The 15,839-nt window shown below is 42.1% G+C and carries 11 protein-coding genes, 8 tRNA genes and 3 rRNA genes; all 22 read left to right on the top strand.

Annotated features, from left to right (window positions below):
- Positions 1 to 7: 7 nt before the first annotated feature.
- The 22 genes from MKY13_RS18485 (at position 8) to tsaD (ending at position 15,279) form a co-directional block, all read left to right on the top strand.
- Positions 8 to 340 (top strand): STAS domain-containing protein, encoded by a 333-nt coding sequence (locus MKY13_RS18485; protein ID WP_191701341.1) that lies wholly within the window; start codon positions 8 to 10, stop codon positions 338 to 340.
- The gene (rsbW, locus tag MKY13_RS18480) at positions 340 to 810 is read left to right on the top strand and encodes an anti-sigma B factor RsbW (RefSeq protein ID WP_191701340.1); all 471 of its coding nucleotides are present in this window, start codon (positions 340 to 342) and stop codon (positions 808 to 810) included. The genes MKY13_RS18485 and rsbW overlap by 1 nt, the downstream gene beginning before the upstream one ends.
- On the top strand, positions 788 to 1,573 hold the full coding sequence (gene sigB, locus MKY13_RS18475; protein WP_191701339.1) for an RNA polymerase sigma factor SigB: 786 nt from the start codon (positions 788 to 790) through the stop codon (positions 1,571 to 1,573). Before rsbW ends, sigB begins: the two co-directional genes overlap by 23 nt.
- A gap of 121 nt (positions 1,574 to 1,694) precedes the next feature.
- Complete coding sequence (locus tag MKY13_RS18470; RefSeq protein ID WP_339214370.1) at positions 1,695 to 3,866, top strand: Tex family protein; 2,172 nt, start codon at positions 1,695 to 1,697, stop codon at positions 3,864 to 3,866.
- 75 nt (positions 3,867 to 3,941) lie between these two features.
- Positions 3,942 to 4,409 carry a SprT family protein gene (locus tag MKY13_RS18465; protein ID WP_191701337.1) on the top strand — a complete coding sequence of 156 codons (468 nt, stop codon included), beginning with the start codon at positions 3,942 to 3,944 and terminating at the stop codon, positions 4,407 to 4,409.
- Between the two features lie 194 nt (positions 4,410 to 4,603).
- Positions 4,604 to 4,679, top strand: a tRNA-Asn gene (locus MKY13_RS18460).
- Between the two features lie 5 nt (positions 4,680 to 4,684).
- Positions 4,685 to 4,759: transfer RNA gene (locus tag MKY13_RS18455), tRNA-Glu, on the top strand.
- A gap of 29 nt (positions 4,760 to 4,788) precedes the next feature.
- Positions 4,789 to 4,864 (top strand) — tRNA-Asp (locus MKY13_RS18450).
- A gap of 5 nt (positions 4,865 to 4,869) precedes the next feature.
- Positions 4,870 to 4,944: transfer RNA gene (locus MKY13_RS18445), tRNA-Gln, on the top strand.
- A 5-nt stretch (positions 4,945 to 4,949) separates the two neighbouring features.
- A tRNA-Lys gene (locus MKY13_RS18440) sits at positions 4,950 to 5,025 on the top strand.
- Positions 5,026 to 5,079: 54 nt separating this feature from the next.
- Positions 5,080 to 5,165 (top strand) — tRNA-Leu (locus MKY13_RS18435).
- Between the two features lie 15 nt (positions 5,166 to 5,180).
- Positions 5,181 to 5,257, top strand: a tRNA-Arg gene (locus tag MKY13_RS18430).
- Between the two features lie 20 nt (positions 5,258 to 5,277).
- Positions 5,278 to 5,351: transfer RNA gene (locus MKY13_RS18425), tRNA-Gly, on the top strand.
- Positions 5,352 to 5,546: 195 nt separating this feature from the next.
- Positions 5,547 to 7,101 (top strand): 16S ribosomal RNA (locus tag MKY13_RS18420).
- Between the two features lie 268 nt (positions 7,102 to 7,369).
- A 23S ribosomal RNA gene (locus MKY13_RS18415) occupies positions 7,370 to 10,298 on the top strand.
- A 147-nt stretch (positions 10,299 to 10,445) separates the two neighbouring features.
- Positions 10,446 to 10,561 (top strand): 5S ribosomal RNA (rrf, locus tag MKY13_RS18410).
- The 16S, 23S and 5S rRNA genes sit together here with 8 tRNA genes alongside, the layout of an rRNA operon.
- A 383-nt stretch (positions 10,562 to 10,944) precedes the next feature.
- A complete protein-coding gene (locus MKY13_RS18405) occupies positions 10,945 to 12,036 on the top strand; it encodes an NADH-dependent flavin oxidoreductase (protein WP_191701839.1) in 1,092 nt (363 codons plus the stop codon).
- 140 nt (positions 12,037 to 12,176) lie between these two features.
- Entirely contained in the window at positions 12,177 to 12,515 is a 339-nt protein-coding gene (locus MKY13_RS18400; protein WP_191701838.1) for a hypothetical protein, read from the top strand.
- Between the two features lie 154 nt (positions 12,516 to 12,669).
- A complete protein-coding gene (tsaE, locus tag MKY13_RS18395) occupies positions 12,670 to 13,122 on the top strand; it encodes a tRNA (adenosine(37)-N6)-threonylcarbamoyltransferase complex ATPase subunit type 1 TsaE (RefSeq protein WP_191701837.1) in 453 nt (150 codons plus the stop codon).
- Positions 13,119 to 13,823, top strand: coding sequence for a tRNA (adenosine(37)-N6)-threonylcarbamoyltransferase complex dimerization subunit type 1 TsaB (gene tsaB, locus MKY13_RS18390; RefSeq protein WP_191701836.1), 705 nt, complete (start codon positions 13,119 to 13,121; stop codon positions 13,821 to 13,823). The genes tsaE and tsaB overlap by 4 nt, the downstream gene beginning before the upstream one ends.
- On the top strand, positions 13,823 to 14,266 hold the full coding sequence (rimI, locus tag MKY13_RS18385; RefSeq protein ID WP_191701835.1) for a ribosomal protein S18-alanine N-acetyltransferase: 444 nt from the start codon (positions 13,823 to 13,825) through the stop codon (positions 14,264 to 14,266). The genes tsaB and rimI overlap by 1 nt, the downstream gene beginning before the upstream one ends.
- Entirely contained in the window at positions 14,266 to 15,279 is a 1,014-nt protein-coding gene (gene tsaD / locus MKY13_RS18380; RefSeq protein WP_191701834.1) for a tRNA (adenosine(37)-N6)-threonylcarbamoyltransferase complex transferase subunit TsaD, read from the top strand. The genes rimI and tsaD overlap by 1 nt, the downstream gene beginning before the upstream one ends.
- Positions 15,280 to 15,839: the final 560 nt, after the last annotated feature.

Genomic DNA, 15,839 nt, shown 5'->3' with positions numbered 1-15,839 from the left:
TCTAATAATGAATGTGAATGTTCAATTTAGAGAAGATGGTAATGTTTTGCGAGGCTATATCGAGGGTGAAATCGATACTTATACAGCTCCGGTATTGCGTGAAGAATTGGAAACGGTGCAAATTGTTGAAGGCCGTGTAATTGAGTTGGACTTATCAAAAGTAAATTATATGGATAGTACAGGTTTAGGGATTTTTGTTGCGTTTTATAAAAAGGTGACAAGGGACAATGCATCACTTAAATTAGTGGGCTTATCAAATCGTTTAGTTAGATTGTTTGAAATTACAGGATTAAGTGAACTGATGAGTATTGAGACAGACGAGGAATTGGAGTTGAAATAATGAAGGCATTTGACTATATTGAAATTCGAGTACCTGCCAAGTCGCAATATGTAAGTGTAATCCGTCTGACTATTTCAGGATTAGCGATGCGAGTTGGATTTACTTATGATGAAATTGAAGATTTAAAAATAGCTACAAGTGAAGCGGTAACAAATGTTGTCCACCATGCATATAAAGCCAACGAAGATGGTGAAGTTGTAATTGGATGTGCATTATTCGAAAATAAAATTGAAATAATGGTAGCTGATTATGGTGTAAGTTTTAATTTTGAAGAAGTAAAATCAAAGATTGGTCCATATCACGAAGATGAAAACGTAGCCCTTTTACGTGAAGGGGGATTAGGAATTTTTTTAATGGAAACTTTAATGGATGAAGTGAAATTAACTAACGAAGGTGGCGTCACTGTTTTCATGACGAAGTATGTCTCGAGAGAGCAGGTGAAAGGAAATGTCGAAAGAATCACTACCTAAAAATTCATCAAAAGAAGAAGTACTAAATTGGATTGCCGAATATCAAGACAATGGCAGTGAAGAAGCACAGACAAACCTTGTGCTCCATTATCAACAATTGGTAGAGTCGATTGCTCGCAAATACTCCCATGGTAAATCTTATTATGATGATATTGTACAAGTCGGTATGCTTGGCTTGTTAGGTGCAATCCGACGTTTTGACCCTTCTTTTGGCCGGAGTTTTGAGGCGTTTGCAGTTCCAACGATTGTGGGGGAAATAAAGCGCTTTTTACGTGATAAAACATGGGACGTGCATGTTCCTAGACGAATAAAAGAATTAGGACCTAGAATTAAAGCGGCAGTAGAAGCATTGACTACTTCGCTACAACGTTCTCCTTCAATTACTGAGATTGCTGATTATTTAGAGGTTCAGGATGAAGAAGTATTAGAGGCAATGGAGATGGGACGAAGCTATCAAGCGTTATCAATGGATCACTCGATTGAATCTGATTCGGATGGAAGTACAGTAACATTATTTGATGTTGTCGGAAGAGAAGATGTCGGATATGAAGCGACAAACCGCCGAATGCTTGTAGCGGATGCGATGAATGTATTAAATGAGCGTGAGCGACAAATTATCCAGTTAACCTATTTAGAACAATTAAGTCAAAAGGAAGCTGGAGAAAGACTCGGTATTTCACAAATGCATGTTTCAAGAATTCAGCGAAAAGCTGTGAAAAAATTACAGGATGCCATTGCAGCAAGTGGTGGCGTATCTTTATAAAAAAGTTTGAGTCTACTAGATAAGTAGGCTCTTTTTTTACGGGAATTTGATCGATAATTGGGAAAATACTTATCCATAAGTGATACACTAAAGGCAGTTTAAAATTTAAAGGAGTGGCATAATGGAGCAACAAAAAATGTTACAGATAATCGCCAAAGATGCGAATGTAGAACCAAAACAAGCGCAAGCAGTTATTGGGTTATTAGAAGAGGGCAATACCGTACCTTTTATTGCACGCTACCGAAAAGAAGTTACAGGTTCCTTGGATGAAGTTCAAATTAAGGCAGTAGAAGACCGCTACCATTACATACAACAACTCGAAACACGTAAAGAAGAAGTAGTTCGCTTGATTGATGAGCAAGGGAAGTTAACCGAGGAGTTACAAGCATCAATTAATGCAGCAACAGTTTTACAACGAGTGGAAGATTTATACCGTCCGTATAAGCAAAAACGCCGTACCAAAGCGACAATTGCAAAAGAGCGTGGCTTAGAACCGTTGGCAGAACAAATATTAAAATTTAGTAAGCAATCTTTAGAACAGCTTGCGAATCCGTTTTTAAACGAAGAACAAGGTGTAATAACGATTGAAGACGCATTGACAGGTGCGCGTGACATATTAGCGGAGCGATTTGCAGATGATGCTACAGTTCGCGAAAAACTACGTACTCTTTCTTGGCGAGAAGGAAAGCTCGTGACTATGTTGAAAAATGCGGATAAGGATGAGAAGCAAGTATTTGAAATGTATTATGAATATGAGGAACCTGTCCACCGAATGGCCCCGCACCGTACATTGGCGGTGAATCGTGGGGAGAAAGAAGAAGTATTAAGAGTTTCAATTGAAGTACCTGTAGATAAAGCCACTGCTCAAATGGAAAATTACTTTATTCCTAGAAACTTTATAGGCCCGTCTGTGAATGAAGTTAAATCAGCGATTACTGATAGCTATAAACGTTTAATTAAACCATCCATTGAGAACGAATTGCGGGCGGAACTTACTTCAAAAGCTGAGGCACAAGCAATTCACATTTTTTCGGAAAACTTGAGAAATCTATTATTGCAGCCTCCAATGCGCGGAAAAGTTGTACTAGGTGTAGACCCTGCTTACCGCACAGGTTGTAAACTAGCGGTAGTTGATGAGACAGGGAAAATGATTGAAGTTGGGGTTATTTATCCGCATACAACATCAGATCCATCAAAAGCAAAAGAGGCTGTTAAAGCATTACTGAAAAAATATCCAATTAGTATTATTGCGATAGGGAACGGTACAGCATCTCGTGAAACAGAGCAATTTATTGCGGAGTTATTGAAAGAAACTGATGGGGATATTGCCTATGTTATTGTAAATGAAGCAGGGGCATCGGTGTATTCAGCATCGGAAGTGGCACGTGCGGAATTCCCGAATCTACAAGTAGAACAACGTAGTGCCGTATCAATTGCACGCCGTTTACAGGATCCACTATCCGAGTTGGTGAAAATTGATCCGAAAGCTGTCGGTGTAGGTCAGTACCAGCATGATGTATCTCAAAAACAGCTGGCTGAATCATTGACGTTCATTGTAGAAACTGCAGTAAACCAAGTGGGGGTTGATGTGAATACGGCATCTGCATCACTTTTACAATATGTATCAGGGCTATCCAAAACAGTGGCTGAAAATATTGTAGCTATGCGAAGTGAAAATGGATCCTTCTCTTCACGGACACAGCTTAAAAAGATACCGCGTTTAGGTGCCAAAACCTATGAACAAGCAATTGGCTTTTTACGTATTTCAGAAGCAAAAAACCCATTAGATGCAACCGGTATTCACCCAGAGAGCTATAAACTGGCTGAAGCAATTTTGGAGGCAGCGGGCGTAACAAAAAAAGATGTAGGTACGCAAAAGGCAGAAGAGGCTATTAGTAAATTAAGTTTATCAACATTAAGTGAAACACTAAATGTCGGGGAAGTAACCTTGAAGGATATTATTGATACTTTAATAAAGCCAACGCGTGACCCTCGAGATGCATTTCCACAGCCTTTACTAAAAACAGATGTATTGCAGATGGATGATTTACAAGTAGGAATGGAATTGCAAGGAACTGTTCGAAATGTTGTGGATTTCGGGGCGTTTGTTGATATTGGTGTAAAACAAGATGGTCTAGTTCACATATCTAAATTGCAAAAGGGACGTGTAAAGCATCCGTTAGATGTCGTATCATTAGGTGATATTGTGACGGTATGGGTAGAAAAGGTAGAAGCAAGTAAAGGGCGTATTTCATTAACGATGCTCTCACCGGAAAATCAACTAAACGTGTAAAGAAAATAAATATGAATTATAATAAAAAGCGCATAAATTAATATGTGCTTTTTATTATGTGTGGGGAGGTAGCGTATGACAGATGAACAACTTCAAGAACTTGTAGAACAGTTATCTAATGAATATTTTAACCGACCTTTTGTTCATAAAGCGTATTTTAATAGTCGTTTAAAAACAACGGGTGGACGGTATTTGTTAAGTAGTCACAATATAGAACTCAATAAAAAGCTTTATGATCATTTCGGGTTACAAGAGCTCAAGGGGATTATTTTACATGAACTTTGCCATTATCATTTACATATTTTAGGGATGGGCTATAAGCATCGAGATGCGGATTTCCGCAATTTATTGAAAAAGGTTGGAGCGCCAAGATTTTGTTCTACAATAGAGCAGCCAACTAAGCAGCTAAAGAAAAAGGTAGTTCATATGTATAGTTGTGTAAGTTGTGGGCAGATTTATAGAAGGAAAAAAAAGATGGATGTAAAAAGGTATTCTTGTAGCATATGCCAAGGGAAAATTAAATTTTTGCGAAGTGAAATTTAATTTAATAAAATGTTTAAATAGTAGAGAATAAAGGAAAAGATAAATTATGTGCTTTTCAGGTGAATATGTTTTTTTATATATAATAAGGAAGTAAATTATTTTTTTGAAAAAATTATTAAAAAGTGTTGACGAACCTTATTTCGATATCTATAATAATAAAAGTCGACAAGATGATGTCGCTAAGAAATGATTATTCCGAAGTAGCTCAGTTGGTAGAGCATCCGGCTGTTAACCGGCAGGTCGCAGGTTCGAGTCCTGCCTTCGGAGCCATTATAGGCCCGTTGGTCAAGTGGTTAAGACACCGCCCTTTCACGGCGGTAACACGGGTTCGAATCCCGTACGGGTCACCACTTTTAATTTCATATTATAGTTTACTTATGGTCCCGTGGTGTAGCGGTTAACATGCCTGCCTGTCACGCAGGAGATCGCCGGTTCGATCCCGGTCGGGACCGCCATTTATTGGGGTATAGCCAAGCGGTAAGGCAACGGATTTTGATTCCGTCATGCCCTGGTTCGAATCCAGGTTCCCCAGCCATTTTGGAGCCATTAGCTCAGTTGGTAGAGCATCTGACTTTTAATCAGAGGGTCGAAGGTTCGAGTCCTTCATGGCTCACCAGTTTTCATATTGACAAATTATTTTAAAGATGTATAATAATTAAAGTCGAATGAAGCGGTCGTGGCGGAATGGCAGACGCGCTAGGTTGAGGGCCTAGTGGGGGCAACCCCGTGGAGGTTCAAGTCCTCTCGGCCGCACCAAGTAACTTTTAACTTGCGCCCGTAGCTCAATTGGATAGAGCGTCTGACTACGGATCAGAAGGTTATGGGTTCGACTCCTGTCGGGCGCGCCAAAAATATAAAATAATAAAATGCGGGTGTAGTTTAGTGGTAAAACCTCAGCCTTCCAAGCTGATGTTGTCGGTTCGATTCCGATCACCCGCTCCAGTTTTTTTAAAAAACTGTTGACATTCTAAAATGGATGTTATATGATATAAAAGTTGTCGCTAACGACAACACAATGAACCTTGAAAACTGAACAAGCAACGTTAATGAAACAAGCTTCTTAAATGAAGCAAACAATAGATTTTAACTTTTAATTAAGTTAAATCGCTAGCAAAGCAAATGAGCTTTCAAACTACTTTTATGGAGAGTTTGATCCTGGCTCAGGACGAACGCTGGCGGCGTGCCTAATACATGCAAGTCGAGCGGATGATGAGAGAAGCTTGCTTCTCTCTGATTTAGCGGCGGACGGGTGAGTAACACGTGGGTAACCTACCTTATAGATTGGGATAACTCCGGGAAACCGGGGCTAATACCGAATAATACTTTTAAACACATGTTTGAAAGTTGAAAGACGGTTTCGGCTGTCACTATAAGATGGACCCGCGGCGCATTAGCTAGTTGGTGAGGTAACGGCTCACCAAGGCAACGATGCGTAGCCGACCTGAGAGGGTGATCGGCCACACTGGGACTGAGACACGGCCCAGACTCCTACGGGAGGCAGCAGTAGGGAATCTTCCACAATGGACGAAAGTCTGATGGAGCAACGCCGCGTGAGTGAAGAAGGATTTCGGTTCGTAAAACTCTGTTGCAAGGGAAGAACAAGTAGCGTAGTAACTGGCGCTACCTTGACGGTACCTTGTTAGAAAGCCACGGCTAACTACGTGCCAGCAGCCGCGGTAATACGTAGGTGGCAAGCGTTGTCCGGAATTATTGGGCGTAAAGCGCGCGCAGGTGGTTCCTTAAGTCTGATGTGAAAGCCCCCGGCTCAACCGGGGAGGGTCATTGGAAACTGGGGAACTTGAGTGCAGAAGAGGATAGTGGAATTCCAAGTGTAGCGGTGAAATGCGTAGAGATTTGGAGGAACACCAGTGGCGAAGGCGACTGTCTGGTCTGTAACTGACACTGAGGCGCGAAAGCGTGGGGAGCAAACAGGATTAGATACCCTGGTAGTCCACGCCGTAAACGATGAGTGCTAAGTGTTGGGGGGTTTCCGCCCCTCAGTGCTGCAGCTAACGCATTAAGCACTCCGCCTGGGGAGTACGGTCGCAAGACTGAAACTCAAAGGAATTGACGGGGGCCCGCACAAGCGGTGGAGCATGTGGTTTAATTCGAAGCAACGCGAAGAACCTTACCAGGTCTTGACATCCCGGTGACCACTATGGAGACATAGTTTCCCCTTCGGGGGCAACGGTGACAGGTGGTGCATGGTTGTCGTCAGCTCGTGTCGTGAGATGTTGGGTTAAGTCCCGCAACGAGCGCAACCCTTATTCTTAGTTGCCATCATTTAGTTGGGCACTCTAAGGAGACTGCCGGTGATAAACCGGAGGAAGGTGGGGATGACGTCAAATCATCATGCCCCTTATGACCTGGGCTACACACGTGCTACAATGGACGATACAAACGGTTGCCAACCCGCGAGGGGGAGCTAATCCGATAAAATCGTTCTCAGTTCGGATTGTAGGCTGCAACTCGCCTACATGAAGCCGGAATCGCTAGTAATCGCGGATCAGCATGCCGCGGTGAATACGTTCCCGGGCCTTGTACACACCGCCCGTCACACCACGAGAGTTTGTAACACCCGAAGTCGGTGAGGTAACCTTTATGGAGCCAGCCGCCGAAGGTGGGATAGATGATTGGGGTGAAGTCGTAACAAGGTAGCCGTATCGGAAGGTGCGGCTGGATCACCTCCTTTCTAAGGATTATTTCGGAATCATTCCCTTGGGGAATGAAACATTAACGTTTGCTGTTCAGTTTTGAAGGTTCATTCTTAATTGAATGAGATACTTCAAAACCTTGTTGGTTTAATTCATCTTGTATGATTGAACCGCATTTCGTTCTTTGAAAACTGGATAAAACGACATTGATAGCAATAAAACAAATTTCTATTTTATAGAAATGTAACAAGTCAAGCAATTGACGTGTAAACTTAAATCTTAGATTTTATCTAAGTGTTAACTTTTGGTTAAGTTAATAAGGGCGCACGGTGGATGCCTTGGCACTAGGAGTCGATGAAGGACGGCACTAACACCGATATGCCTCGGGGAGCTGTAAGTAAGCTTTGATCCGGGGATTTCCGAATGGGGGAACCCACTATCTTTAATCGGATAGTATCTACACGTGAATACATAGCGTGATGAGGACAGACGCAGGGAACTGAAACATCTAAGTACCTGCAGGAACAGAAAGAAAATTCGATTCCCTGAGTAGCGGCGAGCGAAACGGGAAGAGCCCAAACCAAAGAGCTTGCTCTTTGGGGTTGTAGGACACTCTATACGGAGTTACAAAAGAATGAATTAGACGAAGCGACTTGGAAAGGTCCGCGAAACAAGGTAAAAGCCCTGTAGTCAAAAGTTCATTCCCTCCAGAGTGTATCCTGAGTACGGCGGAACACGTGAAATTCCGTCGGAATCCGGGAGGACCATCTCCCAAGGCTAAATACTACCTAGTGACCGATAGTGAACCAGTACCGTGAGGGAAAGGTGAAAAGCACCCCGGAAGGGGAGTGAAATAGATCCTGAAACCGTGTGCCTACAAGTAGTTAGAGCCCGTTAATGGGTGATAGCGTGCCTTTTGTAGAATGAACCGGCGAGTTACGATTACGTGCGAGGTTAAGTTGAGAAGACGGAGCCGCAGCGAAAGCGAGTCTGAATAGGGCGAATTAGTACGTGGTCGTAGACCCGAAACCAGGTGATCTACCCATGTCCAGGGTGAAGGTGAGGTAACACTCACTGGAGGCCCGAACCCACGCACGTTGAAAAGTGCGGGGATGAGGTGTGGGTAGCGGAGAAATTCCAATCGAACCTGGAGATAGCTGGTTCTCTCCGAAATAGCTTTAGGGCTAGCCTCGTGATTGAGAATACCGGAGGTAGAGCACTGTTTGGACTAGGGGGGCATCTCGCTTTACCGAATTCAGACAAACTCCGAATGCCGGATATTTATACACGGGAGTCAGACTGCGAGTGATAAGATCCGTAGTCAAGAGGGAAACAGCCCAGACCACCAGCTAAGGTCCCCAAGTAATCGTTAAGTGGAAAAGGATGTGGCGTTGCTTAGACAACCAGGATGTTGGCTTAGAAGCAGCCATCATTTAAAGAGTGCGTAATAGCTCACTGGTCGAGTGACGCTGCGCCGAAAATGTATCGGGGCTAAACGATTCACCGAAGCTGTGGATGCATACTTTGAGTATGCGTGGTAGGAGAGCGTTCTAATAGCGTTGAAGTCAGACCGGAAGGACTGGTGGAGCGATTAGAAGTGAGAATGCCGGTATGAGTAGCGAAACATGGGTGAGAATCCCATGCACCGTATGACTAAGGTTTCCTGAGGAAGGCTCGTCCGCTCAGGGTTAGTCGGGACCTAAGCCGAGGCCGATAGGCGTAGGCGATGGACAACAGGTTGATATTCCTGTACCACCTCCTCACCGTTTGAGAAATGGGGGGACGCAGTAGGATAGGGTAAGCACGCCGTTGGTTGCGCGTGTTCAAGCAGTAAGGCGTGTATGTAGGCAAATCCGCATACTATAACGTTGAGCTGTGATGACGAGCTCTTATGAGCGAAGTTCCTGATTTCACACTGCCAAGAAAAGCCTCTATCGAGGTGAGAGGTGCCCGTACCGCAAACCGACACAGGTAGTCGAGGAGAGAATCCTAAGGTGTGCGAGAGAACTCTCGTTAAGGAACTCGGCAAAATGACCCCGTAACTTCGGGAGAAGGGGTGCTTCTTTGGGTGCATAGCCTAGAGAAGCCGCAGTGAATAGGCCCAGGCGACTGTTTAGCAAAAACACAGGTCTCTGCAAAACCGTAAGGTGACGTATAGGGGCTGACGCCTGCCCGGTGCTGGAAGGTTAAGAGGAGCGGTTAGCGCAAGCGAAGCTGTGAATTGAAGCCCCAGTAAACGGCGGCCGTAACTATAACGGTCCTAAGGTAGCGAAATTCCTTGTCGGGTAAGTTCCGACCCGCACGAAAGGCGTAACGATCTGGGCACTGTCTCAACGAGAGACTCGGTGAAATTATAGTACCTGTGAAGATGCAGGTTACCCGCGACAGGACGGAAAGACCCCGTGGAGCTTTACTGTAGCCTGATATTGAATTTTGGTACAACTTGTACAGGATAGGTAGGAGCCAGAGATCCCGGAGCGCCAGCTTCGGAGGAGGCGTCGGTGGGATACTACCCTGGTTGTATTGAACTTCTAACCCATGCCCCTTAGCGGGGTAGGAGACAGTGTCAGGCGGACAGTTTGACTGGGGCGGTCGCCTCCTAAAGAGTAACGGAGGCGCCCAAAGGTTCCCTCAGAATGGTTGGAAATCATTCGAAGAGTGTAAAGGCATAAGGGAGCTTGACTGCGAGACCTACAAGTCGAGCAGGGTCGAAAGACGGGCTTAGTGATCCGGTGGTTCCGCATGGAAGGGCCATCGCTCAACGGATAAAAGCTACCCCGGGGATAACAGGCTTATCTCCCCCAAGAGTCCACATCGACGGGGAGGTTTGGCACCTCGATGTCGGCTCATCGCATCCTGGGGCTGTAGTCGGTCCCAAGGGTTGGGCTGTTCGCCCATTAAAGCGGTACGCGAGCTGGGTTCAGAACGTCGTGAGACAGTTCGGTCCCTATCCGTCGTGGGCGTAGGAAATTTGAGAGGAGCTGTCCTTAGTACGAGAGGACCGGGATGGACACACCGCTGGTGTACCAGTTGTCTTGCCAAAGGCATCGCTGGGTAGCTATGTGTGGACGGGATAAGTGCTGAAAGCATCTAAGCATGAAGCCCCCCTCAAGATGAGATTTCCCATTACGCAAGTAAGTAAGACCCCTGAAAGACGATCAGGTAGATAGGTTCGAGGTGGAAGTGCGGTGACGCATGTAGCTGACGAATACTAATCGGTCGAGGACTTAACCACATTTTATTGCACAAATTCAATGAAACGTTTATCCAGTTTTGAAAGAATGATTCTTTCTACAGGTTTCGAAAGAAGCCTAATAAAGGAACGTCTACTAAAAGCACCACGTCCTGTGGTAACGTAGACGCCAGCACATCCATGTGCAAGTGAAGTGATGATGGCAAAGAGGTCACACCCGTTCCCATACCGAACACGGAAGTTAAGCTCTTTAGCGCCGATGGTAGTTGGGGGCTTCCCCCTGTGAGAGTAGGACGTCGCTTCGCACACGCAAAACCACTGAATTTTCAGTGGTTTTTTTTCGTCAAAAAATAGAGGGAGAAGTTCCGTTTATTTAGAAATTAAATTAAAAAAAGGCGAAAATAAACGGAAGAATTCCGCCTATGATCACAAAAATATAATTAATACATACTTTTTCCATGAATAACCAGAAATTAGACCTTTATTTAAAACTTAAACTAGTGCCCTTCTACAAATAACCGGAAAAACTCCGCTTATTTTATTTTCTGTTGATGGCATGAACATTTCCCCATCCACTAGTGCCAATATAAAACATTCCAAAAGCAAACTTATAAGTTTAGTAGCTGTTGCTTGAAAATAATTGATTGTTTAGATAAAGTCATAGTCATAGCAAAGGAGGAATTAAGTAATGAAGGCACTTTTTGAAAAGGTAAAGTTAAATGAAAAGGTTGAACTTAGAAACCGCTTTGTAATGGCCCCAATGACAACATATTCGGCTAACGAAGATGATACAGTTTCTGATGAAGAGATTGCTTATTATAAAGAACGTGCTTCAGGAGCTGGCATGATTATTACGGCATGTGCTTATGTTGCGGCAAATGGAAAGGCATTTCCGGGGCAAATAGCAGCTCATGAGGATCACTATATCCCAAGCTTACAAAAGATTGCACAAGCTATTCAACAAGGTGGCGCTAAGGCGGTACTGCAAATTCATCATGGCGGTCGTCAGTCACTTCAGCATTTAGTTCCAAATGGCGATGTTGTAAGCGCAAGTGCAGCTATTACTATAGAAAAAAATGAAGCACGACCATTAACACTCGATGAAACGAAACAAATTATTAAGGCATATGGAGAAGCAACAAGACGAGCAATTCAAGCAGGCTTTGATGGGGTTGAAATCCATGGAGCGAATACGTATTTAATTCAGCAATTCTACTCAGCATTTACAAATAAAAGAATCGATGAATATGGTGGGACGATCGATAAACGGATGCGTTTCCCTTTAGAGATAGTCGAAGAAGTTTTAAAAGTTAAAAATACGTATGCAGATGAATCGTTCATTGTTGGTTATCGATTTAGTCCAGAAGAGCCAGAAGAAGATGGAATTACGATGGATCATACAATTATGTTAGTAGATGAATTAGCTAAAACAGAGCTAACTTACTTGCATATTTCACTAGGTGACTTCCGTTCTGAGACACATCGCTTTGAAAAAGGGCAACAAAATCGCATTTCCGCTATTCAAAATTTATTAGATGGTAGAAAGCCTTTAATTGGTGTTGGTTCAATATATACTGTTGAAGAAGCAGAACATGCATTACAGTTAGGAGCAGATTTAGTAGCACTAGGTCGTGCCTTACTTATTGAACCTCACTGGGTTGAAAAAGTTGAAAAGGGAGAGCAAGTTCATACAGCTTACAATGAGAACATCGATACTGTTCTTCCAAGTCCATTACTAAAAAGACTGCAATCTAGACCAGGGTGGGTACCAGGTTTTTAATTAAGATTCAATAAGTTCATTACAAGAGGTTTAGTAAAGGGGAAATTCCTTTACTAAACCTTTTTTATGCTACAGAAATGTTTTATAGTGCGATGTTACGGGAAAAGTCCGCTATATACATAAGTAAAGGAGGGATACTGATGAATAAAAAGGGTTTTATTATCTACCTATCTATTTGTCTGGTTTTCTTTCTAATGATGCTCGTTTCTGCATGTACTGATGAAATTTTGGAAATTGAAGAAGGTAATGCGTATTCGTGGCAGAAGTACATGAACGAAGAGGAATTTAATAAGCTGGAAGAAGGTATGTCGTATCTGGAGGTAGTTCGGATTACGGGAGGTGCAGGTGAAGAAATAGAAAATGGAGTTTATGAATGGAATGATGAATTTTTATTGACACAGGCTTATCGTCTTCAATTTAAAGAGGAAGGTTTAGTCCAAAAAGAAATAGTAGAACGAAAAGGTAACTCTTCACGTTAAAATGGATCTTATAGGCATTTTGCTTATAAGATTTTTCTTTTTATATAGTTTTTATCCTGTAAACATCCAACTAAAAGTGATACATTTTGAACAATTGCCTCAGTTCAAGTAAACTAGAGGTAATGGATTTTTTTGTGGAAGGAAGCAACTTTAAATGATATACGAAAAATATATAGAAACACTTGAGGAGACGCAAGCACTTGCGATAAGGCTGGCGGGTTTAGTTCAACCCCAATATACAATTACGCTTGAAGGCGATTTAGGTGCTGGTAAAACGACTTTTACACAGAGCTTTGCAAAAGGTCTGGGTGTAAAACGTACAGTTAATAGTCCAACGTTTACGATTATGAAACAGTATGAAGGGCGAATTCCACTAAATCATTTAGATGTCTATCGTTTAGCCGATAGCGATGAAGATTTAGGGTGGGAGGAAATCTTTTTTGGCGATGCGGTCACAGTTGTTGAATGGGCCCATTTAATTGATGAGGATTTACCAGAGGAACGTTTAGCAATAGAAATTACCCGTATTGATGAAACGAAACGTAAATTTGTATTGAAACCAATTGGCGGAAAATATATTCGCCTTTGTGAGGAGTTATTAAAATGATTTGGTTAGGAATTGAAACAGCAAATGCACCGCTTTCTGTCGCAATAGTGAAGGAAAATAAAGTGCTGGCTGAGGTTGTACAAAATATAAAGTTAACGCATTCAGTAGGTGCTATGCCTGCCATTGAAGAAGTAATAAAAAAAGCAGGATTAGTGCCAGCAGAGATAGAGGCTATTGCTGTTTCGGAAGGACCTGGCTCTTATACGGGTGTCCGTATAGGTGTTACCCTTGCCAAAACTTTAGCTTGGTCATTGAAAAAACCTTTAGTAGGAGTTTCCAGCTTAAAAGTGCTGGCTGCCAATGCCCGTATTTCTAATTATGCGATTTGTTCTTTAATCGATGCTCGTCGTCAAAATGTATATGCAGCGGTTTATGAATTAGGTAGTTTAAATACAATGATTGAAGATTATCACGATCATATAGACGGGTTATTACTTAAGCTTCAACAACTTAATCGTCCCATTTTATTTATAGGGAGCGATGTTGAAGTATACTTTGAAAAAATCCAGCATGTATTAGGTGATTTAGCCATAAGAGCACCTTATACAATGGATTTACCGAGAGCTTCCGAGCTAATAGCCTTAGCTCAGCAAATGCCATTACCGGACATTGAATCTACTCATACATTTGTTCCCCAATATCGCCGTATTGCAGAAGCAGAAGCGAACTGGATTAAGGAACAAAAAAAGGAGCAACACTAATGGTTCAGTATCGTAAAATGGTGATTGACGATGTTCCGGCTGTCCATGCAATTGAGCTTGCCACATTTCCAACACCATGGACTCTGGAGTCGTTTTATTATGAAATGACAGAAAATCAATTTTCTCATTACTTAGTAGCTGAAAATGAGACAGGTGACATTATCGGCTTTTGTGGAATTTGGCTTGTTATTGATGCAGCTCAAATCACAAATGTAGCTGTTGTGAACTCTGTGCGTGGTCAAGGTATCGGTGAAGGATTGATGCGTGAGGCGATGCGAATAGCCAAAGAAGCTAATATGGATGTCATGAGTTTAGAGGTACGTGTGACTAATACGGTTGCACAAAATTTATATCGCAAGCTTGGATTCCAAGAGGGTGGACTTCGAAAAGGATACTATACGGATAATCATGAAGATGCGTTAGTAATGTGGGTGAAATTATAATGGATAACTATATATTAGCAATAGAAACAAGCTGTGATGAAACAGCAGCAGCGATCATTAAAAATGGAACGGAAATTATTTCAAATGTTGTGTCATCACAAATTGACAGTCATAAGCGCTTTGGAGGAGTTGTTCCTGAAATTGCTTCACGCCATCATGTAGAGCAGGTAACAATTGTATTGGAAGAAGCATTAAATCAGGCTAATATGGAACCAAAAGATTTAACTGCTGTAGCGGTAACAGAAGGTCCAGGTCTAGTAGGAGCTTTATTAATCGGGATTAATGCGGCAAAAGCTTTTGCATTTGTTCACGGCTTACCGTTAATCGGTACTCATCATATTGCAGGGCATATTTATGCTAACAATCTTGTTCAGCCTATGGAATTCCCATTGTTGGCATTAGTTGTGTCAGGTGGACATACTGAACTTGTCCTAATGCGTGAACATGGCATATTTGAAGTAATCGGTGAAACTCGTGATGATGCGGCTGGTGAAGCCTATGATAAAGTTGCACGTGTATTAAATATGCCATATCCGGGTGGACCGCATATTGACCGTTTGGCGCACGAAGCAACCGAAGCTGTACCTTTTCCACGGGTATGGTTGGAAGATGGTTCTTATGATTTTAGCTTTAGTGGCTTAAAATCGGCTGTTATTAATTACAAGCATAATATGGATCAGCGTGGGGAAGAAATTATTCCTGAGAAAGTCGCAAAAGGATTCCAGGATAGTGTTGTGGAAGTATTAACAGCAAAAACAGTACGCGCGGCACGTGAATTTCATGTAAAGCAAGTTATTGCAGCTGGTGGCGTATCGGCAAATAAAGGGCTGCGAGCGGCATTGGAGAATGCATTTAAAGCAGAAGGTATTCCGTTTTACGTACCACCGTTAAAATTATGTACAGATAATGCTGCAATGATTGGTGCAGCTGCCTATGAAATGTATCAATCAGGTATTCGTGGGGATTTAGCTATGAATGGCCGCCCTGGTATGGAACTAAAAAGTTGGAAATAAGAAACAAAAGCATGATAGAACGGAATTATATTATTTCCGTTCTATCATGCTTTTTTATGGAAAAAAATAAAGGGATAATTGTTTTAGTGTATTGCAATAATATAAGAAAGTCGAAACTAATAATTTATGATAGATAAATCTCATTTATAACAAGATTTTATCCGATGTTGAATTTTTCTGAAAATTATCCACAGATAAAGTTAATTAATCACAAAAAAGTTGTACGAACATGCGTACTTATGCACAAAGTGTTAATAACTTGTGGAAAACATGTGACTTATCTATATATAGTGGTGTCTTTTTCACATCGGATTGTGTATAACTTTGATTTTAATTGTGGATAATGTGGAAAACTATGTTGATATGTTGGTAGAAGTAGATTTGTAATGTGAATAAAATTGTGGAGAAATTTGTAGAAATTTGGCGTATTGACCTATATATATGATTAATATGTAGATAGGCAAATTATAGAATTAGTATTATACAATAATGATGAGAAATAGAGTTACTTACAAAAGAGGCGATAGCAAAAAAGAGTGCCCAAAATTTCTTTTGGACAC

Origin of the sequence: Solibacillus sp. FSL W8-0372, assembly GCF_037969735.1 — a bacterium.
Taxonomy (GTDB): Bacteria; Bacillota; Bacilli; order Bacillales_A; family Planococcaceae; genus Solibacillus; species Solibacillus faecavium.
This window is presented reverse-complemented; position numbering and strand designations above follow the sequence as displayed.